This is a genomic window from Fusibacter sp. 3D3, from assembly GCF_001748365.1.
Lineage (GTDB): Bacteria > Bacillota > Clostridia > Peptostreptococcales > Acidaminobacteraceae > Fusibacter_A.
Genome location: NZ_BDHH01000011.1, coordinates 84217 through 107822, shown reverse-complemented (window position 1 = coordinate 107822; position 23606 = coordinate 84217). Strand labels below are relative to the sequence as shown.

The following is a 23606-nucleotide window of genomic DNA, read 5'->3' as shown; positions in this document are numbered from 1 at the left end:
GCTGCCACCTACACTTTCTTAATGAATTTTTTACCAAACAACCCTGTTGGTTTAAGGACTAAAACAATGAGTATGAAAACATATAAAATTGCAGTTGCCCACTTTGATGAAATATAAAATCCAATAATATTGTTGAGCATCCCAATGATAAAGGCACCCACCACAGGTCCATAAAACGTTGCAAAGCCGCCTAAAACTGCAGAAATAAATGACTTGAGATGAATATCTGCCATCATACTGACACTAACAGTGGTCAGTGGTGCCACCATAATCGCTGCAAGTGCACCGAGTACAGTCCCCAGCATCCAGATCACAAGTGAAACGCGTTGTGTAGGAATGCCCATAAGTCTAGCCGTATTCACATTTTCAGCAGTGACTCTAATGGCAAGCCCCCACCGTGTCTTCTGTAAAACATAAAAGAGAATCCCCATAATCGTTAGAGTGATGGTGATAATGAGAAGTGTATTGGGCAGTATAGAGATACCAAAAATGGTGATTGGATCGCCTCCAAGTAGTTTTGGAAAATATAATGGATTGTTTCCAAATAACATGGGTGCCAATCCTTGGGCAACCATAACCAGCCCCATGGTCATGATCATCTTGCCAAGTGGATCAATCTTAACCGCATGGCGCATAATCCCCCATTCAATTAAAAAACCCACCGCACCTGCAATTAGCAATGTCACTAAAACCGCTAACCCTACGGGAACACCCGCGGCCAAAAGTGCTGCTGCAACAAATGCATGGAACATACCAAGCTCTCCTTGAGCAAAGTTGATAACACCTGTTGTCTTATAAATGAGTACAAGACCTAGTGCTGCAAGTCCATACATACTGGCAGATTGCATGCCTCCTACGATATTTTGAAAAAATAATGTCATTCTTCCCCTCCTTAATGCAATGTATCTATGTATAGTTGCAAATACAATGCCAAATTCAGCTTCAAAAAATTTAATGCATCAAGCCTTCTGCATACTTGTATTTTCAATACTTCTAAGCATTAATATCCACAATGCCTTTCAAGCGTTATTTATAGGCATAAAAAAAATGTTCATTCTTTGTACAAGTTTCTGTACAAAGAATGAACATCTATTCCACAATCCATTTAAGCTCTTGATAAAGTTTTTGTATCTGAATTGATGTGTCTGGAAACCATAATTGATCCGCGTATAAAGCCTGAACGATCAACATCATTAGACCATTAGCATATGGAATTTGAAGGCTTTCAGCCATTTTCAAGAGCGGTGTCATCGTGGGCACATAGATGATATCGATCACACTTTTTTGACGTCTAACCACCTGCTCACTTACAGGTGAATCTTGCGCTCTACCAACTGGTGTACAATTTATAAGCAAATCACTTTGAATCTCACTGTTTTCAAGCATTTCATAAGTGATACAGCACTCATTTTCAAAGCTTGTTTTTGCTTTTCTTGAAACAATCCAGATTGCTTTTACCCCTACATCTTTAAGCACATGATAGACCGCTTTAGCGGCACCACCTGTCCCTAAAATCACAGCACTTTCTGGTATCTTATTAGAAATAGACAACAGCGTTTCTTTAAACCCATGATAATCCGTATTATAGCCAAACCATTTACCAGCGTTCTTTACCACCGTGTTCACTGCACCAATTTTACGTGATGCCTCATCTTGATCTGCAAGATAAGGCATGATTTCCTGCTTGTATGGAATGGTGACATTAAAACCGTCCAATTGTTTTAGCAGTTCTAATTTTTCTTCAAGAACGCCATCTACTATTTTATAATCACAGTCTAAAGATAATTGCTCATAGACATACGTATGAATCCTTGGTGATATACTATAAGTAATGCCTTTTCCCAACAACCCGTAATGCCTCATACAGGCTCTCCCATTTTATAATTGCCTAATAGTTTAAAAGCATTAGAATAGCGTTTGATATTGTCTAATGCTTTAAGCGTAGATTCAGATTCAAGGTTCCCCTCAAAGTCAATGTAAAAAGTATATTCCCATGTTTTATTTCGAATGGGCCTAGACTCTATTTTAAGAAGATTAATTTGTTCTGTTTCAAAACAACTGAGCATCTTGTAGAGTGATCCGGGGGTGTGGTTTATTACAGCTTGGAAAGAAATTTTATCGGCTTTTGGATTTAATACGACTTCTTTACTAATGATGATAAATCTTGTGAAGTTATTAACTTGATCGTTGATGTTTGCTTCTATTATATGAAGACCAAACTGCTTTGCAGCTAGAGTACTTGCTACAGCTGCTTGATTCCTCTTTTTTTCCTGAGCCACTTTCTGTGCGCTTAATGCCGTATTCTTAAATGGAATTCGGTGCATATTTTCATGCTTTTTAAAGAACATTTGGCATTGATCAAAGCCTTGTTGATGCGAATAGACAACCTCAACTTCACTCAGAGAAATTGGTTCTATCGCCATTAAGTTGTGATTGATACGAAGGGTTGTCTCTGCCACGATCTGTACATCATATTGATTGAGCAAATCATATACAGCTGAAATACTGCCCGTGGATGAATTTTCAATTGGCAAAATACCAAGTTGACATTGTTCAGTCATCACAGACTCAAAGACCGATTCAAATGTATCATAACACGCATAAGGTTTTGGACCATATAATTGAAGCATCGCCTCATAGCTATATGAGCCTTCAATGCCCTGTAAAGCAATTTTAACCATTTGCCATCTCCTTTCTTATAAGGTCATAAATTTTGATAGCAGTCACGGCTTTGACCACAACTGCACCTCTAAGAGCGACACACGGATCATGCCTTCCGATGATTTCAAGTTTTTCTGCTTTAAAAGTTTCTAGATTCACAGTGTCTTGAGGTTTTGCTATAGAAGGCGTTGGTTTGAATGCGCATCTGAACCAAAGGGGCATGCCATTGCTGATCCCCCCATTAATGCCACCGTTGTGGTTGGTTTTCGTCTTAATCACATTTTCTTCTATTATAAATGCATCATTCGCTTCTGATCCTCTCATTTTTGAAAGCTCAAACCCAGTCCCAAAGCTCACACCTTTCACAGCCGGAATGCCGAATAAGCCATACGAGAGTTCGCTTTCTATAGTATCGAACATTGGATTGCCAACGCCCACTGGCATATTTAAAACCAAAGTTTCCACCACACCCCCTACAGAATCCAGTGCATTTCGAGCATTCTCAATTTCCTCTAGAACAGAAGCTTCATAATCAGGATGAATCAAAAGTGGTGTCTTATCAAACTGGTCTAACAAAGGCATGATATCGTCATATTCTGCAAGGCTCTTACAGTTCACGGCTCCCACCGATTCCACTTGAGATATGACTTTGACGTTCAGTGCATCCAATAGTTGTTCTGCAATGGCACCTGCAAAGACTAACGGTGCCGTCAATCGAGCTGAAAAATGGCCGCCACCACGAAAGTCATTGGCACCATGCCATTTGATTGCACCCGTGTAATCTGCATGAGCAGGTCTTAAAAGCGCTTTTGTCTTTTCATAATCCTTTGATCTCGTATCGTGGTTTTTAATCATCATACAAAGGGGAGTTCCTGTGGTCTGATCGTTAAAGAAGCCGCTTAGAATTTCAAAGCGGTCACCTTCTTGCCTTGGTGTCGTAAACGCTCCTTGACCTGGTTTACGCTGTGCCATTCTCTTGCGAATCAAGTCTAAATCAAGTTTTGTTCCTGCTGGAATGCCTTCGATCACACACCCTATAGCAGTGCCGTGTGATTCACCAAATATGGATACTTTATAAATTTCGCCAATCTGACTCCCCATGAATCACGCCTCCTAATTTTTCATAGTCTACCCAAAACATCGGGTAGGATTTCTTTACGGCCTCAAATCCAGTGATTTCTACGGGCCCATCTGCACGTGTCGCAGCGATTGCAAGCGCCATCGCAATTCGGTGATCATTCCAAGAGTCAACCACTGCACCTTTAAAACCCTTAACACCATTTACCCTTAAACCCTCTTCAAGCTCTTCTACTTGTCCACCCATTTTATTGAGCTCTGTACAAATCGCCTTTAGTCGATCGGATTCTTTTATGCGCAACCTACCCGCATTGATAATTTCAGAAGTGCCACTCCCCATACTGAGCAGAACCGTCAATACAGGCACGAGATCGGGACACTGAGAAGCATCTACTATAACCGTTGATAAATCTGACGGTGTAGCCATTACCCCTTCTGTTTGCCAAGTTATTTTACCGCCTAGTCTTTCTACGATTTCTAAAATCGCATGATCACCCTGTAACGATGTTTTTTGCATGCCTTCCAGCATAACCTCATTGCCAAGGCTTCCTGCCACTAACCAAAACGCAGCTTGTGAGTAATCACCTTCTACTGCATATGTTGTACCTTTATAATGTTGATTCCCTTTTATAACAAACGTTTGAGGATCAGGCATTTCCACAGAAACACCAAATTGTCTAGACGTGTCAATGGTTAAATCCACATAACCTTTAGATTCAAGCGGTGTCGTCAGTTCGATCTTAGAGGTTTCTCCAAGCAGTGGTAAAATAAGCATTAAACCACTGATGAACTGCGAACTCACATTACCAGCCATCTGAAAGTGATCTGGTTTTAATGTGCCTGTTATGGTTACAGGCAACAAGCCTTCTGTGGTCTCATAGGGAATGTTTTGATTTCTTAAAAGCTTATAGAAGGTTTCGTATGGTCGCTCACCCAATCGCCCTTTACCTGTAAAGGTCATTGGTGCGCTAGATAAAGTAAAGAATGGCATTAAAAATCTAATTGTCGTTCCTGATTCACTGCAATGTACAGTAGTGGGTTCTGAAATAATTTTATAATCTTGGGCTTTGAGTTTAGTAATGGCTTTGTTTTGCAAGGTGAGGCGATAACGCTCACCTACTTTTTCTTCATTTAAAACTTGCATGCCAAAATGTTTCATCGCTTCAATTGTAGTGATGATATCATCTGAGTAAATTAGATTCTCAACGATTGAAACATATTCTGATAGGCCCGCACACATAATGCCACGATGGCTTAAACTCTTTGATGGGGGTACATTAACCGTACCCGATAATTTATGAGGTTCTATTATGATGCTGTTTGTTTTCATAGATCACATTCCCTATTCATATTTTTAATTTTTTGAGCAATTTCTTCAAACTGCACACCTTCAATTCGACATTTTCCAATGGCATCTACACAAATCCATTTAATATGAGCGCCAGTCGATTTCTTATCTAAATGAATGGCTTCCAGTAGCGTAGAAAACATCTTTGGTTCTTCAAGTTCAAGTGGTAAATGATACTGCTCAAATAATTTTTCGATACGCTCAATGGCCTGTTGGTCTATTCTTTTTTCGAAAAAGGCAATTCGGCTCTTTACCACCATACCAATAGCAATCGCTTGCCCATGCGTATATTTTTTATACTGATAAAACTGCTCAATGGCATGTCCAATGGTATGTCCTAAATTGAGCAATTGTCTCACTGCAACATCTCTTTCATCTTCATGTACAATCTGCGCTTTGATCCGGCAACATGTCTCAACGATGTCCAGTACTGCTTCTTGATGTTCAGGCGAACTCAACTTATCCAGGTTTAAGGCTTCTAGTTTACTAAAAAGCTTAGGATCAAAACCCAAACCGTATTTGATAACCTCTGCCATACCATCTGAAAGTACTTTCTGAGTCAATGTCTTTAGAAAATTGACATCCATATAAACGGCCTCTGGTTGATAAAAGGCACCAATCAAGTTTTTAGCACTGGTATGATTTATAGCGACTTTGCCACCCACGCTGCTATCAACCATAGCCAGCAATGTCGTTGGTATTTGAACGAAATGGATCCCTCTCATATAGGATGCTGCCACATAACCCGTGAGGTCTCCTATGACCCCCCCACCGAAGGCGATCAATACACTGGATCGATTAAACTGCTTATCTTGCAGCAGGTCTATAACCTTTTCAAAGTATTTAAGGCTTTTAGTGCCCTCGCCCACAGGGAGTACAAGACATTCAAAAGATTTCAAGAGATCGCCATAATGCGAATAGACATTCTCGTCTGTTACAATTAAGTACTTTCGATTTTGGATGATTTCATTTATTTTTTGCGCATCAATCCATCCAGCATCAATGATAATATCATATTCCGATTGAGGCGTTGTCACTGTGATGCTTCTTGCCATATTATGGACTCCTTGTTTTTTTATCAAAGCGTATACTCAGTCCGCTTCGCTACCTTCGTAACCCTCTTGCAATCCTATCGGATTGCATCCAGCGGGCGTTTGGACTCCCACTGGATCAGGAACCCCCCATTTTAAGAAGTGGGGGACATCTCCTCAAGGGTTATATAAACCACAAAATTTGAGCCTAATTTGAATTTAATACTGTCAACTTATTATATCAAAATTACTTAAAGCTTATAAGTCCACTTAAATCATCTACATTTTGATTTTTAAGTGCTACCTGTACAGCCTTAATTTCGGTTTCAAAAGATTCTAAAATTTTGATTACATTGAACTGATTACACATCAGAAGTTCTGTCCAGAGCGCTAGGTTCATGTTCCCCACTCTTGTGGCATCTCTAAAACTGCCTCCGACAAGTGAATTGACTTCAGCATTCGGTTTGTTTTTAAGAAGGAGTGATGCGATGATATGCGGCAAATGACTTGTATAAGCAATCATCTCATCATGTACCCCAGCTTCCATGCAAGTTACAGAACTGAATCCAATTTTCTGAATTAATGCCGTCAACTGTTCAATAGAAGATGCTCTGTTCCCTCTGTGAGGCGTCAAAACATAAGAAGCGCCTACAAAAAACTGATCAGATGAGTTGGAGAATCCGGATTTTTCACTGCCAGCAATGGGATGTCCACCTACGAAATCAATGCCCTTTGCATTATGCGTGAGTTTGCTATAAAACTGAACAATCTCTGATTTGAGGCCCGCTGTATCCGTGACGATTGAACCTTCTTTAAAATCATTGTAATGTTGCTTAACAAATTCAACCGTCTCAAATGGATAGAGACATAAAAATACGATATCACTTTTCCCAAGTGTCTCTTCGATCCGCTCAGGCGCTTCATCTATCACGCCTTCTGATAGTGCGGATGTCATCACATCCTTTTGAAGATCAAAGCCGATGATATGATGATTCGTATGGGTTCTAACTGCCTTTGCCAGTGAACCGCCTATTAAACCTAACCCGATTATTGCAACTGATACCCCAATTGGCTTCCCCCTTTGTGCTTTCAATGCGTTCATATTCATATCACATCATCTTTCCTGTAATTTCTGCGATTTGTTTCACTTTGATCATCAATTCTTTAAACGCTTGTGGTGTCAATGATTGCTTACCGTCAGACACCGCTTTTTCTGGATTGTTATGCACTTCAATCATCAGACCATCTGCACCCGCTGCAACTGCCGCAAGTGCCATGGATTCAACATATCTCGCATCTCCCGTTGCATGTGATGGATCAATAACCACTGGTAGGTGAGAAAATCTTTTAATCACGGGAATAGCGCTTAAATCCAAAGTGTTTCGCGTGTATTTCTCAAAAGTTCTAATGCCGCGTTCACATAGGATCACTTGATGGTTGCCACCTGCTAAGATGTATTCAGATGCCATCAAAAATTCTTCGATTGTAGCCGACATGCCTCTTTTGAGTAGTACTGGTTTATTGATTTTACCTGCTGCTTTTAAAAGATCGAAGTTCTGCATATTCCTTGCACCAATTTGAACCACATCAATAATATCTGCATAATCTTCAAGTTGCTTTACCGACATAATTTCTGTTACAAACGGCATGCCAGTCGCCTTCTTTGCCGCTCTCAAGAGTTCTAAACCTTCACCTTGAAGGCCTTGAAAATCATATGGCGATGTTCTTGGTTTAAACGCACCACCTCTTAAAAATTTGGCACCTGATCCATCGATTGATTGTGCTATATCTATGATTTGTGAATGGCTTTCCACTGAACACGGTCCTGCAATTACTGCAAAGTGACCATTACCGATACTTCTGCCTTCTACAGTAACCATTGAGTCAACACCTTTGTATGCTCTACTTGCCATTTTAAAAGGTTCTTTAATCCTCGCAATCATTTCGATAATTTCTTGTTCTTTTTCTTCTCTTTCTTTTCTCTGAATGGCACTTACCATCTCAATACCTCCTTGGCATAATTTAACAGTTTGTTGCTGCTGACATAAAAAAAAGAGACTCCTATGAGTCTCCATTAGTTCTTAGTTGTTAATTCCAGCATGTGGATAATACTATGCTGTGCCTAAACTCATTAGGTTGTTCTTCAATATTCCGTTGCAATACAAATAGTCAGCGCTAAAATAAAAATAGCTCCAACCGTAATAAAAGAAAAATGTATTGTTTTTAAGGAATTTTTTAGAAGATAACATAATGACACCGCTTTCATATTTGTTGAGATTTGATCTCAGTAGTTCTTGTTGATTTGAAATTGATTATAGCACTCTCAAAGTTCCTGTCAACTGCTTTTTTGAAATTTACATGCATTTTTTTGAACTGCCAATTTTTTCGCAACCGTGTTTTACTTTCCAAAATAAATTGACCATCCCTTAATAAAACATGATATTATAAGTGTATAAAATAATTTTTACGGAGGTTTTATGGATACAACTCTTTTAAAAAAATATGCTGAGGTTGCCATCAGAGTGGGTGTAAATCTACAGCCCGGCCAACCTTTAATCATCAACGCACCTGTGACAGCACTGGAATATGTCAGAGCATTAACAGAAGTTGCTTATCTCTCTGGCGCAAGCCTTGTCAGATGCGAATACCATGACGATCTTCAAAATAAACTCAGATATTTGTATTCGAGTGACGAACATCTTGATTATTTCCCACTCTGGAGAGCAGAGTACATGGAAGGCTATGCACGAGATGGCGCTTGTGTGATTTCAGTCTTAGCACCCAATCCAGATTTACTCGCAGACGTTGATCCCATTAAAATTGCACGCGTTAACAAGAGTACTGCCATAGGGATTTCTAACTATCGCGAAATTTTCAGCAAAGGCGGTGTCAGTTGGCTTGTGATTGCTGTACCCTCTCCAGAATGGGCACAAAAAGTATTCCCAGAATTATCTATTGAGGCTGGTATCGACGCACTCTGGCAATTAATCTATGAAGTAAATCGCATTGATCATCACGATCCCGTTATGGCCTGGGAATCACATGTGGAGAAGCTTCAAGAAAAAGTTAATTTCCTCAATCATCTCCATATCAAATCGCTTCACTACGAAGCTCCAGGTACGGATTTAACAGTAGAACTCCCTATGGACTATGTATTTGAAGGTGGTGGTAGTGTCAACACTTCCAACGACGCTTATTATGTGCCCAATCTGCCAACGGAAGAAGTTTTTTCGGCACCCTATAAATTTGGAGTAGAGGGTATCCTTAAAGCCACTATGCCACTGAGTCACAACGGTGTTCTTATTGAAAATTTCACCTTCACTTTTGAAAAAGGGAAAATCATCAGTTTCAGTGCTGATAAAGGATACGAAACATTAAAAGCGCTGCTTGACACTGATGACGGTGCACGCTATCTTGGTGAAGTTGCACTGGTGCCTGTCACAAGTCCGATCTATCAAAGCGGCAAAATTTTCTACAATACTCTATTTGATGAAAATGCCACTTGTCACTTTGCACTTGGACGTGCCTACCCTACCACTATCAAAGGAGGATTAGAAGTCTCACCACAAGAGCTTGAAAAACTTGGCGGTAACTACAGTTTAATCCACGTTGATTTCATGGTCGGTTCTGAAATGCTTAACATCACTGCAACCACTCATGATGGTAAAACCGTTGTTATTTTTAAAAATGGCAACTGGGCATAAAAAAAGCCTCCTTATGTTTTAAAGACCCTATTAAGTTCTTAAGAAGCACTTAAAGGGTCTTTTTTAATGGATTCTATTGAAAATATCTCAATGATTTTTTTAGCCACAGCATCCTCTGCATGATGTCCAATTTGCGGATTATTAGGTAATCGCATTTTAAGTTGATCATTTGCATTTGCCATAAGGTAACCCGTGCCAACGACACTTAACATTTCAAAATCATTCATGCCATCCCCAAAAGCAACACTTTCATCAAGTGTAATCCCAAGATGTTTTAGTGTTTCAGTGAGTGCCTGTCCTTTATTCGTTCCCTTTGGCATTATTTCAAGACATTGAGGCATCGAAAAAGTTACATCCACATAATCACCATAATTTTCGAGTACTTGCTTTTCGATGGGTATCAAAAGATCATGATCTCTCGATGTAAAAAACATTTTATTAATCGGCTTTGAGAGTTGCTCTTTCAATTTACAAAGTGTATAGACAAAATCCCCTTCTTGATAGTAATCTTCAAAAACGCGATCTATCACTTCCACCATCCAATGGTCTTCTTGATAAATGTTTTTAAAAACACCTTCTCCAATTTCTAGCTCTAGTAATCGTGCGACAACTTCGGGATTCATCACCGCTTGATGAATGATTTCACCTGCTGGATTAAGTACTGTTGCACCATTAGCTGCAATAATAAAAGCCTCTACATCCAAACGTTCTCTAATCTTCTTTGCATCACAATGGTGCCTCCCGGTTGCTATTAAAAACTGTACACCATGATCTTTTAATACTTTAATGGTCTCTTTGCTCAATTCACTTAAGGTATGATGTTGATTTAAAAGTGTACCATCAAGGTCTGAGATCACTGCTTTAATTCTTTTTGTATTCTCCATAATATATTTCACCTCCTTGTGAAGTCCTCTCCTCAGTATAACCATAACGGCTCTATAATTCAATCAAGGAAATGTTATATTTTCTTGAACATTCAAAGTCCGTCCTACGAGAACATTTTAGAAACTACTTTTGACACTCTAACAAATTATTAGTTTTTTAAAAATATTCTCACAATTTGTATTGACAGACGATTCTGCCCTTGTTATAATACCTATTAATATAACTGTTCAGTATAAATATACTGACACTTCGCAATCAGATTTCTAACCACAATGGTTGCGAATGAATCAATGAATTTGGGTAGTTCCTTTAAAGACTTTGGTATAAATAAGTGGTTCCGCAATTAGCCTCGTCCTATTGTAAAAATGGATGAGGATTTTTATACCCTAAATTGCATATATATACCATGTAAAGGATTTTTATACACCTTGGATTCTTACTCAAACTATAAAATATGGAGGTCTTATTATGAAACTAGAAGCTTATACTGTAAAGAATAATGAACCTGAAACCATTAAACAAGTTTCAGGTAAGGTCGTAGAATTTAAAAAGAGGGGCGAGTCCTCATATGACTATCTAAAGCCTTCTGCCAACTACTTTGGTGCAGGTTTAAATAACTTAACTTCCTATCTTGATGATTAAGAGCTAGATCCCATCAATCTAGCTCTTTTTTTCGTTAAAAATCTACATTCTGCTGAATCAAACTAGAAATAAGGAGTTGTAAATTCCATAAACCTTAGATTTAAATATTAGATTTTTGAAACCCATTCATCGGCACTTTGGATTTTTTTCTGCTCATGCGCCTCTTCTTTTGTTACATGAAAATAAGCAAGAATCCGAGAAGGTTTTTAATTAACCTTCAGAAGCCATGCTTCATAGCTTTCTATCCGATAAGGATACCATATAAAAAGTGCAGTTTCGTACAATTATTATAAAGAATTCCAAGAATGCTCTAATAAAAAACCTCTTGCTGTATGTAATCGACTAATAGCAGCTCTATTTACATCAACAACATCTTTAAAACTTCGCGTTTGTGCAAATACACCTCTTTTTTCAAGCAACTCAATTCTTCTTTCAGCTGTTTCAAGCAACAATTCATTTGCTGCCTTTGTTTCAGTATAGGTATCTCTTGAGTACATTTTGATCTGTTCTTTTAAACAATGAAAATAATGCATAAAAGCTTTAGTCTCATTAAACTGAACTGTGGATGGCATTACATTAGAAAATAGTAAATCACTATATTCATTTGTTAATCCCTCATCAGGTTTTAAAAGCATTATACTTCCACTACTATATGCACTATCTAAAAATGAAATCTTGTATTCTGACATTGCTTGTGGACAATAATACCAAGTTGTTTTTCTCTTAATCCCCATATCTTGATCATCATATTTATTTGAAAATCTTCTTGCATTCAAATAAGTTCCAGAAGCAAATCCATCAATTTTAGCTGTTGCTAAGCTCAACATTTGATGATTACCATAACCTACAATCACTTTTTTTTCATTAAGCTTTAAAGCTGCACATATAAGCATTAGATTAGTAAACCATAATGGATTATCAACCAAATACTTTTCCTCTGGTGGTTGAGGAACAATATAGTATCCATCAATATCCAATGTAATCGCTTCCTCAATAAATTTTTCTATCACTTCTTCATGTTGAAGGAGCAACTCACTAGGTAAAACTAGTGTCAATAATTTCTCCTTACTTAATTCAATTTTATTAGCAGCATCCACAACTTTTTCTGAATATTTTTTCCATTTTATCAACCAATCTTCACTATAATTTATTAAGTATGAAGGAATAATAAATTTTTTTGTTTCAACAACATTATTATATGATAAAACTTTTTCAATTAATTGCTCCTCATAGCTAAGCATTGAACCCATGTTTGTTGCCAATGAGTTATCCCAATAATCATATTGTGATAACTTCTTATGATTACTTTTAGGAAAATAGCATTGAGGATCAAAAAGGCACTCAACATTATTTTTTTTAAAATCTGAACTCCATTTTTTTAGTTGTTCTGGAGTAATATCTCTAGGGCTTAAAATCACCTTGACACCACCCCATTTTTTGGCCATTTCTATGGTCATACTCTTCATTCCATGTGCAAACTGTAGATAAAATTCCATAAGCCCCCCTTTATTAATATATTATTGTTGGCACTATTGCTTTATACCACTCAAAAGCCTGTTTGGCGGATGGTGGTCTTCTAGTGATATGTTTCTGCATTAACGTCATTATAAAACCTATCAATTGTGAAGCTGTATCGCCTTTAATAATGTAATGCTTAGGTGTTACAGTTACCGTTTGGTACCATATTTGATTTACATCTCGTTCATCACCTGTAATAAAAGGATGCGTACCAGTTATACTTTCAAATACAACTACACCAATCGAAAATAAATCAGCCCTAGAATCAATATTTTTTTTACTATACTGAAACAATTCTGGTGCTCCATAGCCTGGCGTGTGTGGTCCCATTTTAGCCTGAGTCATAGTCAATGATTTATCATTTAGCAACCTTGCAATTCCAAAATCTATAAGAAAAAATTCTTCCTTCCTAATTAAAATATTATCTGGTTTAATATCCCTGTGCACCACACCAATTTCTTCTAATTCAACACAGATTTTCAATAGACTTTCCAACAATTTCATACTTTCTTTTGTTGTTAACTTCTCTTTTACTAATCTTTCTTTTAATGTTTCACCTTGAATAAATTCTTCAAATATTAACAGATATAATTCACCTTCATACTCAATTTTATTTACTGATATTATCTTTGGCACATTACTTATTTTGTTTTGTGTTACAATATCAATTTCTCGTTTGACTCTTTCATCAGATTCACTAACTACTTTTAAAATTAATAACTGCTCATTCTTATTTTTCACTAAGTGTACACTTTTCTGACCACTTTTAGGAAAACTTTTGATTATTTCAAAATCAGAAATAATTTCTTTAATAGCTCCATTACTAATCATTAATTGCTCCTCTATAATCAGATGAATTTAAGATTCTTCCAATCCATTCATTAAATAAAATTGATTGAAAACTTACTGGAAACGAATTAATATTTGATTTCTTGTACCTTAAAAAATGATCATCCTCATTCAAGTAAATGCCAATTCCAAACTCTTCAAACTTATCCCATGTGGCATTAACTTTTGCATTTTTATTCGACAAAATATAACTTTCAGAAGCAAAAGCTTTGTTAATTATTGCTTGTTGCAAAACATCATTTACCTTACCAATTTTTGCTTCTACGGCTTCAATTTTGTTTAAAAATATCGTTTTCTTGCTTTTTACACTCCAATTTTTATTTCTTCTTTGTATTAATTTAGAATCATATAATTTTTCAACTGAAAGCATCACATCTTTCCAATTAACACCTAATTGAGCAACAATATCACTTGCATTCAATGGACCTGATGATATCATATGATACAAAATTTTTAGTTCTATATTAGAAATATTATTTCTGTTTGGTATCCATTTTTCATAATTATCTGGATTATATTCTACAAAAACAACATCTGGATACGCATTATTCACTTTAGGCTCAATGAATATAGCAAGATCATTTTCTGAAGTTTTATTGAATTCATTTTTCTTAAAATCAATAAATTTTCTTACCATATCGAACTCTTTACCTTCAGTAATTTTTCTTGTTAAAATACCAAATTCTTTATAATTATCATATATCTCTATCATCACTTTCACACTCCACTTAACGTAATTTTATCATAAATAGTAAACACCTACAATATGCTATTAAGTGTTCTGGAAACAACATCTCCTCTGTGATTAAGTACTGTTACTTTGCCCGTTTTAGTTGAATGTATGAGCCTTTTGGTCTTGCTTCAACCCCTTTCCATAAATCTTCATATTTAATTTTTTCAATTTTAATTATTTGTTCTGATATACATATTTACTACCGATCACTTAAATCAATTGTAAACGCCGCCCCTTCAATTATATCTATATCTGCCATCGTATCTGTTCCAAAATAAAGTGCGCTCTCTGGATGATCTTCAAACACAGCTGTGAGCATATCAGCACTACCTTCAACATTGTAACGGCTTTCATCATCTGCGATGCCCTCTAAGCGTTCATTCTGATCACCATATAGATACAATCGATATTCTTGGATCTGATAAGAAATGCCCTCTGTCTTGAAATCAACATAGACTTTATCAGCTCTGCGTTCCACATGATAAATAATAATCTTATTTTGATCATCTTGTTCTAATTCAAGTGGCAATTTACCTTCGAATTTTATTGGAATTGTTCTAATCTCATCTTGATCTATACCTCTATTTTCATAATACGGAATCACGGTAAGTGTCTTAGAGCCTTCTGGTACCGCAGAAAAGTTCACTTCTCCTCTCGTTTTTCTGAATAAAATATCTAACAAATGACCCGTTCCAAAACCAGACATTTCCTCTATCAGTGCGTTTCCCTTCTCATCCATTATTAAAAAATTTATTGGCCTTTTACCCCTAAATGTATACTTCAAATGTGTTGTGAGTGGGGTAATCGTTATGTCTTTTAGATACATCTCCACGTCATTATAGACCACTTTTCTTTTGAGCTTATAGGTTTCAGTCTTGCTTTCAATCGCAGCTTTAGAGATCGCAAAATCAAACACCCAAGGACCCTTTATCATTTTATTTTCACCCTTTTTATCTAGATACGAAAAATTTTCATACATAATTTTCATGTTGATATTTGAAGGAATCTTTGTGTCGTGTACCTCTATCATAGAAATATTAACCAACGTACCTGGTTCAATATATTCGCCAGTTCCACTTCCCCCACGAGACCTTAATATATTGCCATTGATAAACACCGTTGGCATTGCAGGGTAAAAATTTTCTTCATAAGCATTTTCAATGTTAATCGTTGTCGCTATTCTGAGCTGATTACTATCTAACATAACCTCATTCAGTGTAATCTTTATGCCATCTTTTTCTACTGATTTATTGATCACTGCTGTATACTGATCGAAGAGATCATTGCCATAACCCGAAATTTCTTTAATGATACTTCCAAATACAGGTATACTCGTTGCAAAAGTTGGATTTATCTTAAAAGAAATAAATGTTGTAGAAAATAAAATACAAAGAAGAACAATCGCAATCTTTGAACTTTGCACAAAAGGATTTTTTCGATTTTCAATCTGTCCCCTTGCTCTTTTTTTAATCTTTTTTCTGTAAACTTCATCAAGCATATTTTCTTCAAATTCGTCTAAATGGATATCAGCTTCATTAAGAAGTTCGTATATGTCTTTCATCTATTTATTCACCTCACTAAAAATGATTGCCTTCAGTTTCTTTCGACCTCTGCTCAATCTATTGTTCACTGCAGCCCTGTTCATGCCCACATGAGCTGCGATTTCACCCGTACTCTCATCATCAAAATATCTTCTAATAAAAATCTCTTGATCTTCTGGTTTAAGATTAGACAAAAGTTTAACAAGTTCTGCCTGAGTTTCTTTTTCTAAAATTCTACTTGAAGTTGAGTCTTCACGTCCAATCTCAACCACAACATTCAGTTCATCTAAATTTTCATTGCGTAATTCTTTTAGCAGTTTTCGCCTATAATCTATTGCCTTGTATTTTGAAATGGCAGCGATCCAGCTTTTGAAACTATTCGTCTTTTGAAATTTATCGATGTTGTGCCATATGGCTAGTAGAACATCATTGATACATTCCTCCACACTACCACTTCCCTTGAATTCAGAAAGCGTCTTTGAAACAATGGCATAAATTAAACCGCCATACTGGTCAACGATATAATCTAGTGCTTTAGGATTTCTTTTTTTTAGCTGTGAAATCACATTTTGTGCGTTTACCTTCATTAAATTATTTCTCCTCTCCATAAGAGCGCTTATATGTATTAAGTCGGATTGAGTTTGCTTTTTATATCAAAATAAAAAAATGATTAAAAAAAGAGCCCCTTGAATATCATTACAAGGAGGCTCCAAATTTATTGATTAATTTGTAACAGGATTTATACGACTCAGAATTCGGAAAATGCCTCACTTAATTTGAGCCTCTATCCATGCCATCAAATAAGGTTCGAAGGTTTCAATTACTTTTTCCCAGTATATCACATTAGAAAGTCTCCAACAACATCTCATTCAATCGCTTTGGCTATTTTGCAGTTCCTGCAATTCCTGTAATCTCATCCATATCAAATTTATAGACTTTTCTATCCACCCACATGGAAACCCTTTCGGTGGTAAACCTAACCACGCAGTACTCTGGATCTTCAACGCCTCCAGGAAAGTGATCGATAAACCAATCTACCCACAATGATTTCTTAATCCCCATATCGGTAACGACTTCACTTTGTCCAATTAACGAAATGTTATCGCCCTCATTTCTAAAACAAACGGCTGTTTTAGAGTTTCTCATGACCGAACTTGCCATATCCCCACTGGTTCCCGTGGAAAAAAAGATTTCTGTAATGCCATTGGATTTAACGTTTGATCTCGTGGCAACGCTGGGATAACCATTCACATCAAGTACAGAAAAGTACCCAACCTCACAATGATTGACCATGTCCGATGCCTTCTTAAAGATATCCTTATACATGTTGTTACCTCCTCAAATTTAAGTGCTTGATCTTCAATATTCCGTAAACCGTAACAACATTCTAACATACATAACACGACACCTATATGTCATGTTTAAATATATTTAATCAAAAATCATCACATTTTCTTTCAGTTTCAAAATAAGAGATTCTGGTGCAATCACTTTTGCCTTATTCCCAAAGCTGAGAAGCCAACTGATGATATAACTTTCATTTGTATAAAAGCCCTTAAAGTGAAGTTTGCCTTCTGGGGTTTCAACATAGCAATCAGGTCCATAATTTTCTACCAATAAATACGTCACACTTTTATCAAATAAGACTTCAACTGGCCGATCATCTGCTATATGGCTTCCAATTTCCAAATCGGATTGACTGAGTTTTCGAGGTTCAAATATCTGATTGAGGCCCTTAAGGTCCCATAATCTATTGAGTTTGAAAACACGCATCCCTTTTTTGTCAATACAGTATGCGAGGAGATACCATCCAGACCATTTATACATAATTTTATAAGGTTCAGCACGTCTGATTTCCTGCCCTTTAGGATTATAGTATTCAAACTCTATAATATAACGTCCACTAATCGCACCTTTGATTTTCTCAATTTTGTCGGACAAACTATTTTTATAATATGAGGCCAAATCTATGATCATATCGCTTTCATCATCACAGAGTCTAGACTGTAAATGCTTATGTGCACCGCTTTTACGAATACTTTCGATCCCCTTAAGGCCAGCGACGAGATCCTTTAATTCTTCCTTCTTAAGAATGCGTTTGTCAATGGTATAGCCTTCCATTAAAGATATGCCTCCATTTTTGCCCTGTGTTGTAACGATGGGGATGCCCGCCAGACAAAGTTCATCTACATCTCTATTGATGGTTCGTTTGGAAACTTCAAATCGCTCTGCCAGCATAGGGGCCGTCAGTATTTTATACTCCGTTAGTAGATTTATAAGGGCCAGTTGTCTGTCGCTTTTCATCGCTTTACCTTTCGTTTTTTAATGTCTATTATGTAAATAATAGAATACATCTTATGTATATGTCAATTAAAAGCGCCCGCAAATCTATACACTTAACATAAGATTTGCGGGCGTTTATCTACTATTCAAATGGAAACTTCACCATAAGTTCACCACTTGCCAGATCATTCATGGATCAAAGCGTCTACTCAGTCCGCTTCGCTACCTTCGTAACACTTGCACAATCCTATCGGATTGCATTCAGTGGGCGTTTGGACTCCCAATGAATTAGGAATATGAACCCCCACTTTGAGAAGTGGGGGACATCTCCTCAAGGGTTATATACGCTTTGTAAGATATCTGCACAAACAAAGCCCCCACAGATCCATGCACATACTGCACGATTTATGGGGGCCTCATTTTACCCTATTTCAATCTCTCTATTTTGGAAATTCTTTAGCTTTGTCAAAAGCCAGTTTTGCATGAACCCTACTACGTTCTTTAAAATTCTAAAATTAACCTAAGAATTGTACAATATCTTCTTGAACCGTTCCAATACCATTGATACCAAACGTTTCAACAAGAACATTTGCTACATTTGGTGATAAGAACGCTGGAAGTGTTGGTCCGAGCTTGATATTTTTAACGCCAAGGTACAAGAGGGCAAGTAATACGATTACTGCTTTTTGCTCATACCATGCGATGTTATAAGAAATCGGCAACGCGTTGATGTCGTTGAGTTCAAAGACTTCTTTGAGCTTAAGTGCAATAACTGCCAGTGAATAAGAATCATTACATTGACCTGCATCTAATACTCTAGGAATGCCACCGATATCACCAAGGTTTAACTTGTTGTATCTGTATTTTGCACAGCCAGCCGTTAAAATCACTGTATCACTTGGAAGTTCATTTGCAAAATCCGTATAGTAATCTCTTGATTTCATTCTACCGTCACAGCCTGCCATAACGAAGAATTGCTTGATTGCGCCTGTTTTCACAGCGTCAACCACTTTATCTGCAAGTGCAATCACTTGATTATGTGCGAAGCCACCGACGATTTTACCTGTTTCGATTTCTGTTGGTGCTGGTAATTTCTTAGCATGCTCTATGATTTGACTAAAATCTTTCGCTTTGCCATCTGCTCTATTTGGAATGTGGTTAAAGCCTTCAAAACCAGCTGAACCAGTGGTATAAACTCTATCTTTATATGAATCTGCTGGTGGTACGATACAGTTCGTTGTGAAGATGATCGGTCCGTTAAACGATTCAAATTCTTCTTTTTGTTTCCACCAAGCATTACCGTAGTTGCCCACGAAATGATCGTATTTTTTAAACGCTGGGTAGTAATGTGCTGGCAGCATTTCTGAATGTGTATAAACATCCACGCCAGTGCCTTCAGTTTGTGCTAAAAGTTCTTCCATATCTTTAAGATCATGACCTGAAATTAAGATCGCAGGCTTTGTGCCCACGCCGATGTTAACTTCAGTGATTTCAGGATTGCCATAAGAAGTTGTGTTTGCTTTATCGAGAAGTGCCATTACATTAACGCCATATTTACCCGTTTCAAGTGTCAATGCCACGAGCTCGTCTGCTGATAAGCTGTCATTAAGTGTTGCGAGAAGTGCTTTTTCGATGAAATCATAAATTGTTTCATCTGCAAAACCTAAGTTTGCTGCATGTTCTGCATAAGCTGCAATCCCTTTTAAGCCGTAAGTAATGAGTTCTCTAAGACTTCTCACATCTTCATTCACTGTGGATAAAACGCCTACGCCACTTGTAGATTTAGATTCAAAAGAGGCTCTATCGCCAGTCCAAACTGCTGAATCATGATAGGCCTTAGCAGCAAGCTTACCATTTGATTCTAAAGTTGCTTTAATGGCATCTCTTACTTTAATTGCGTTTTCAATTTTAGCTGAAATTGCATGCTTATCAAAATTTGCATTTGTTATAGTTGTAAATAGTCCATCTAGTAACACTTGATCTGCCTCAACTGTGTTTAACCCCGCTGCTCTTGCTTGTTGATTGTATTCAGAAACCCCTTTTAATGTATAAATCAATAAGTCTTGAAGATTAGCCACATTGTCCGTCTTCCCACATACACCGATTTTAGTGCAGCCTTTTCCGCCTGCTGCCTCTTGACATTGATAACAAAACATACTCATCTTGAATCTCCTTTCAAATTATATACCCTTTAATTAAATACCTTTTCGCAGTTGAACTCAATTCAAATCAGCAATGGATATTGTAACTATTTTCCTATCCATCTACTTTATAGCCTTCAACCTTATGTGCTAATCATATATTAATTAAAAAGAGATTTCGGTAACATGTGTTACATTTCACAGTCTATTAATCTGTGATGCCGCATAAGCCGCACCAAAGCCATTATCTATATTAACCACCGTCACACCACTAGCACAGCTGTTCAGCATTGTAAGAAGTGCGCTGATCCCACCAAAACTTGCTCCATAACCCACACTGGTAGGCACTGCAATCACAGGTTTATCCACAAGACCTGCCACAACACTTGCAAGCGCGCCTTCCATGCCCGCAACAACGACGACCACTTTGGCACCTCTAATCACATCTAGTCTTGCGAACAATCGGTGTATACCCGCAACGCCAACATCCACGACTTTCTCCACGCGATTTCCAAATGCAACTGCAGTTTCATAAGCTTCTTCAACCACTGGTAAATCTGAAGTCCCTGCCGCAACGATGGCAATGTAGTCATCCGTCATAGGCACTGCCTCATAAGTCAAAGTAATCACTCTTGCGGCTTCATTGTATTTCGCATCCATATAAAGGGGCTTGATCGCTTCATAAAGTACCGCTGACGCTCTTGTAGCGAGCACATTGACATGTCTTGAAGACATATTGTCAAATATTTTTATCACTTGTTCTGTGGTTTTCCCTTCACAATAAATCACCTCAGGATAACCCACCCTGAGATGACGATGATGATCAATCATGGCAAATCCAAGGTCATCAAATGGTAGCGCAGAAAGTGTTTTCATTGCATCTTCTATGGTAACTTCAGACTGCTTAACCTTTTGTAATAACGATTCTAATTGATTTTGATTCATAGATTACTCCTTTTCAAGGGTATCATTGAAACTCCCCATTTTATAGCCCGCAAGATCTAATGTCACATAATTAAAGCCATAACTTTTTAGCGCCTCTACGACCTTAGATATCACCTTGAGATTGAGCATTTTAGACATTTCTTTAGCATCCACTTCAATTCTAGCCAAATCATTGTGCTTTCGTACGCGGATCGCTCTAATCCCCATATCTATAATAAAGGCTTCTGCTTTTTCAATCATTTTAAGTGCTTCTGGTTCAACCAAAGTATCATAAGGCATTCTGGTTAATAAACACGCATAAGGGGGTTTATCCCAAGTTTCAAGCCCTAAAGTCTTCGACCACGATCTAATCTCAGCTTTAGTGACTTGGCATTCAAGGAGAGGGCTTTTGATTTCAAGCTCTTTAAGTGCTCTCATACCCGGTCTATAATCACCAAGATCATCATAGTTTGAACCATCACAGACCGTATTGTAATGCGCTTTTTCAGCTATTTTTTTGATCTTACTAAAAATCTCGCGTTTACATAAATAACATCGATCACTTGGATTGTACTTTATAGTCTCTGGAATCGTCGCTTCTAAAATATGATGTTCCAGATTTAAGACTTTCGTCAAATCTACTGCTTCTTCTATTTCCCATGTTGCGATATAAGGAGATCTCACCGTAAGTGCCATAACACGTCTTGCCACCACAGATGCAACCGCCACTAAAAATGTACTATCAACGCCACCCGAAAATGCCACCACAATTGAAGGCGTTTCTTCTAGCGTCTTACACAATATCTCAAATTTAGGTTCTACTTTTCTCAATTTCTCTATGGCCTGATTTATATTCATCGTGCTTTCTTCTATATTCATTTCATCAACGCCTCATTCACTGTTTTATAGATTTCAGAAAGTGTCACCTGATTTTCAAGCGCTAAGCGTTTGCATTCTTCATACTCTGGTTTTTGATTTACAATTTTGCCCTCTAAAAGCGCTGTTTTAATGGTCACGCTGCCGTATTGAGTTTCAACCTGTTGATAAGCTCTGTCTAGCATCACTTTATCCACAGAATACTTGCGCAATCCTATACTTGTGGTTTCAGTGAATAAAATCTTTTGAAGTGCTTCTATGTCTTCTGTCTTTGCTAAGATCGTCATTTTAATAGCTGGTCTACCCTTTTTCATAATGATGGCGGTCTTATAGACATCCAGTGCTCCCACAGCAAACAACCGCTCTTCTGCAAACACAAGTTGTTCAGAGCTCATATCATCTATATTGGTTTCTATAATCCATTGAGACTGGTTTTTCTGATCCTCTACGATTATCGCTCTAAGACAATTGGGAATCTCTAAATTTCTTGTTCCCATACCGTAACCGATCTTTTGAGCTTTCATCCGCTTGTTCTCGGGAAAATCGGTTACAAATGCGCTGATAATTGCTGCTCCTGTTGGCGTGGTCATCTCATAGCCTTTGACTTTTGAAAGTGTCGGGGCACCTATTAAAATTTCAGCCGTTGCTGGTGCAGGCACTGGCATTTTACCATGTGCACACTTAACAAAGCCGTCGCCTACTTCTATTGGAGATGCTAAAACAGTATCAATTTCGAGCAACGCCATACAAATGGCAGCACCAATCACGTCCACAATAGAATCAATTGCACCCACTTCATGGAAATGGACTTCATCTACTGCTTTACCATGTATCTTCGCCTCTGCCTTTGCTATGAGTTCAAAGATTTTTAAACTGTCCCCTTTGACACGTTCCGAAAGTGAACTTTTTTGAATTATTTTTTTTATTTCACCGAAATTTCTAAGCTGGTCATGATCATGTGTATGAGCGTGTTTATGATCGTGATGCGCTTCATGTGTATGTCCATTGTGACCCTGATGTGCATGCCCGTGGCTGTGATCCGCCTCATGCGAATGCACATGTTCGTGCAAATGCTCGTGTGCATGCTTGTGTTCATGCGAATGCTCGTGTGCATCATTATGATCCTCATGACTGTGACTCAAATGATTATGGTCTATCACATCTACTTTTGTACCAAATATGCCAAGCTTTGAATCTCTTCTCATTTCTATATCAAATTCATGATCAAGCCCCAGTTTGCTTAGCTCTGATTTTAGCATTTCAAAATCAACCCCTAAATCCACCATAGCTCCCATGAACATATCTCCACTGATGCCCGCAAAACAATCTAAATATAACGTTTTCACCATAGCCTCCTCAAATAAGTCTCATCCAATTGACTTTCTTAATTATT

General features: G+C 37.5%; 22 protein-coding genes. 2 read left to right on the top strand and 20 right to left on the bottom strand.

From position 1 onward, the window contains the following. Positions 1–8 precede the first annotated feature (8 nt). The 8 genes from F3D3_RS13580 to aroF all read right to left on the bottom strand — a co-directional run bounded on the left by F3D3_RS13580 (position 9) and on the right by aroF (position 8117). A complete protein-coding gene (locus F3D3_RS13580; RefSeq protein ID WP_069874728.1) occupies positions 9–881 on the bottom strand; it encodes a branched-chain amino acid ABC transporter permease in 873 nt (290 codons plus the stop codon). Positions 882–1089: 208 nt separating this feature from the next. After that, positions 1090–1863, bottom strand: a complete 774-nt coding sequence (locus F3D3_RS13575) for a shikimate dehydrogenase (RefSeq protein WP_069874727.1) — start codon at positions 1861–1863, stop codon at positions 1090–1092. Further along, on the bottom strand, positions 1860–2681 hold the full coding sequence (gene pheA / locus F3D3_RS13570; RefSeq protein ID WP_069874725.1) for a prephenate dehydratase: 822 nt from the start codon (positions 2679–2681) through the stop codon (positions 1860–1862). Before pheA ends, F3D3_RS13575 begins: the two co-directional genes overlap by 4 nt. Further along, positions 2674–3762 (bottom strand): chorismate synthase, encoded by a 1089-nt coding sequence (gene aroC, locus F3D3_RS13565; protein ID WP_069874723.1) that lies wholly within the window; start codon positions 3760–3762, stop codon positions 2674–2676. The genes pheA and aroC overlap by 8 nt, the downstream gene beginning before the upstream one ends. Continuing rightward, positions 3734–5068, bottom strand: coding sequence for a 3-phosphoshikimate 1-carboxyvinyltransferase (gene aroA / locus F3D3_RS13560; protein WP_069874721.1), 1335 nt, complete (start codon positions 5066–5068; stop codon positions 3734–3736). Before aroA ends, aroC begins: the two co-directional genes overlap by 29 nt. Next, complete coding sequence (gene aroB / locus F3D3_RS13555) at positions 5065–6141, bottom strand: 3-dehydroquinate synthase (RefSeq protein ID WP_069874720.1); 1077 nt, start codon at positions 6139–6141, stop codon at positions 5065–5067. The genes aroA and aroB overlap by 4 nt, the downstream gene beginning before the upstream one ends. A 223-nt stretch (positions 6142–6364) precedes the next feature. Continuing rightward, complete coding sequence (locus tag F3D3_RS13550; protein ID WP_084389036.1) at positions 6365–7225, bottom strand: prephenate dehydrogenase/arogenate dehydrogenase family protein; 861 nt, start codon at positions 7223–7225, stop codon at positions 6365–6367. Between the two features lies 1 nt (position 7226). After that, on the bottom strand, positions 7227–8117 hold the full coding sequence (gene aroF / locus F3D3_RS13545) for a 3-deoxy-7-phosphoheptulonate synthase (RefSeq protein WP_069874718.1): 891 nt from the start codon (positions 8115–8117) through the stop codon (positions 7227–7229). Positions 8118–8594: 477 nt separating this feature from the next. Here aroF and F3D3_RS13540 point away from each other — a divergent pair, with 477 nt between their 5' ends. Then, entirely contained in the window at positions 8595–9821 is a 1227-nt protein-coding gene (locus F3D3_RS13540) for an aminopeptidase (RefSeq protein WP_069874717.1), read from the top strand. Between the two features lie 38 nt (positions 9822–9859). On the opposite strand, the gene F3D3_RS13535 is transcribed toward F3D3_RS13540, so the two are convergent. Next, entirely contained in the window at positions 9860–10705 is an 846-nt protein-coding gene (locus tag F3D3_RS13535; RefSeq protein ID WP_069874715.1) for a Cof-type HAD-IIB family hydrolase, read from the bottom strand. 469 nt (positions 10706–11174) lie between these two features. Between F3D3_RS13535 and F3D3_RS24170 the strand changes: the two genes are divergently transcribed. Then, positions 11175–11348: a hypothetical protein gene (locus F3D3_RS24170; protein ID WP_175438377.1), complete on the top strand. Its 174-nt coding sequence runs from the start codon at positions 11175–11177 to the stop codon at positions 11346–11348. Positions 11349–11635: 287 nt separating this feature from the next. Here the strand turns inward: F3D3_RS24170 and F3D3_RS13530 are convergent, their stop codons facing one another. From F3D3_RS13530 to larC, 11 genes are all read right to left on the bottom strand, one after another. Beyond that, entirely contained in the window at positions 11636–12844 is a 1209-nt protein-coding gene (locus F3D3_RS13530; protein ID WP_069874714.1) for a hypothetical protein, read from the bottom strand. Positions 12845–12857: 13 nt separating this feature from the next. Next, positions 12858–13697 (bottom strand): serine/threonine-protein kinase, encoded by an 840-nt coding sequence (locus tag F3D3_RS13525; RefSeq protein WP_069874712.1) that lies wholly within the window; start codon positions 13695–13697, stop codon positions 12858–12860. Further along, entirely contained in the window at positions 13690–14427 is a 738-nt protein-coding gene (locus tag F3D3_RS13520; RefSeq protein WP_069874710.1) for a transcriptional regulator, read from the bottom strand. Before F3D3_RS13520 ends, F3D3_RS13525 begins: the two co-directional genes overlap by 8 nt. Positions 14428–14647: 220 nt before the next feature. Beyond that, positions 14648–16009, bottom strand: a complete 1362-nt coding sequence (locus tag F3D3_RS13515) for a DUF4179 domain-containing protein (RefSeq protein WP_069874709.1) — start codon at positions 16007–16009, stop codon at positions 14648–14650. Beyond that, positions 16010–16576 (bottom strand): sigma-70 family RNA polymerase sigma factor, encoded by a 567-nt coding sequence (locus F3D3_RS13510; RefSeq protein WP_069874707.1) that lies wholly within the window; start codon positions 16574–16576, stop codon positions 16010–16012. It abuts the gene before it with no gap. 295 nt (positions 16577–16871) lie between these two features. After that, positions 16872–17315 (bottom strand): pyridoxamine 5'-phosphate oxidase family protein, encoded by a 444-nt coding sequence (locus tag F3D3_RS13505; protein ID WP_069874705.1) that lies wholly within the window; start codon positions 17313–17315, stop codon positions 16872–16874. 105 nt (positions 17316–17420) lie between these two features. Continuing rightward, a complete protein-coding gene (locus F3D3_RS13500; protein ID WP_069874703.1) occupies positions 17421–18293 on the bottom strand; it encodes a YafY family protein in 873 nt (290 codons plus the stop codon). Between the two features lie 494 nt (positions 18294–18787). Continuing rightward, a complete protein-coding gene (gene hcp / locus F3D3_RS13495) occupies positions 18788–20434 on the bottom strand; it encodes a hydroxylamine reductase (RefSeq protein WP_069874702.1) in 1647 nt (548 codons plus the stop codon). A gap of 177 nt (positions 20435–20611) precedes the next feature. Next, positions 20612–21358, bottom strand: a complete 747-nt coding sequence (larB, locus tag F3D3_RS13490; RefSeq protein ID WP_069874700.1) for a nickel pincer cofactor biosynthesis protein LarB — start codon at positions 21356–21358, stop codon at positions 20612–20614. A 3-nt stretch (positions 21359–21361) separates the two neighbouring features. Beyond that, entirely contained in the window at positions 21362–22195 is an 834-nt protein-coding gene (larE, locus tag F3D3_RS13485; RefSeq protein WP_069874833.1) for an ATP-dependent sacrificial sulfur transferase LarE, read from the bottom strand. 17 nt (positions 22196–22212) lie between these two features. Then, on the bottom strand, positions 22213–23562 hold the full coding sequence (gene larC / locus F3D3_RS13480; RefSeq protein ID WP_175438376.1) for a nickel pincer cofactor biosynthesis protein LarC: 1350 nt from the start codon (positions 23560–23562) through the stop codon (positions 22213–22215). Positions 23563–23606 lie beyond the last annotated feature (44 nt).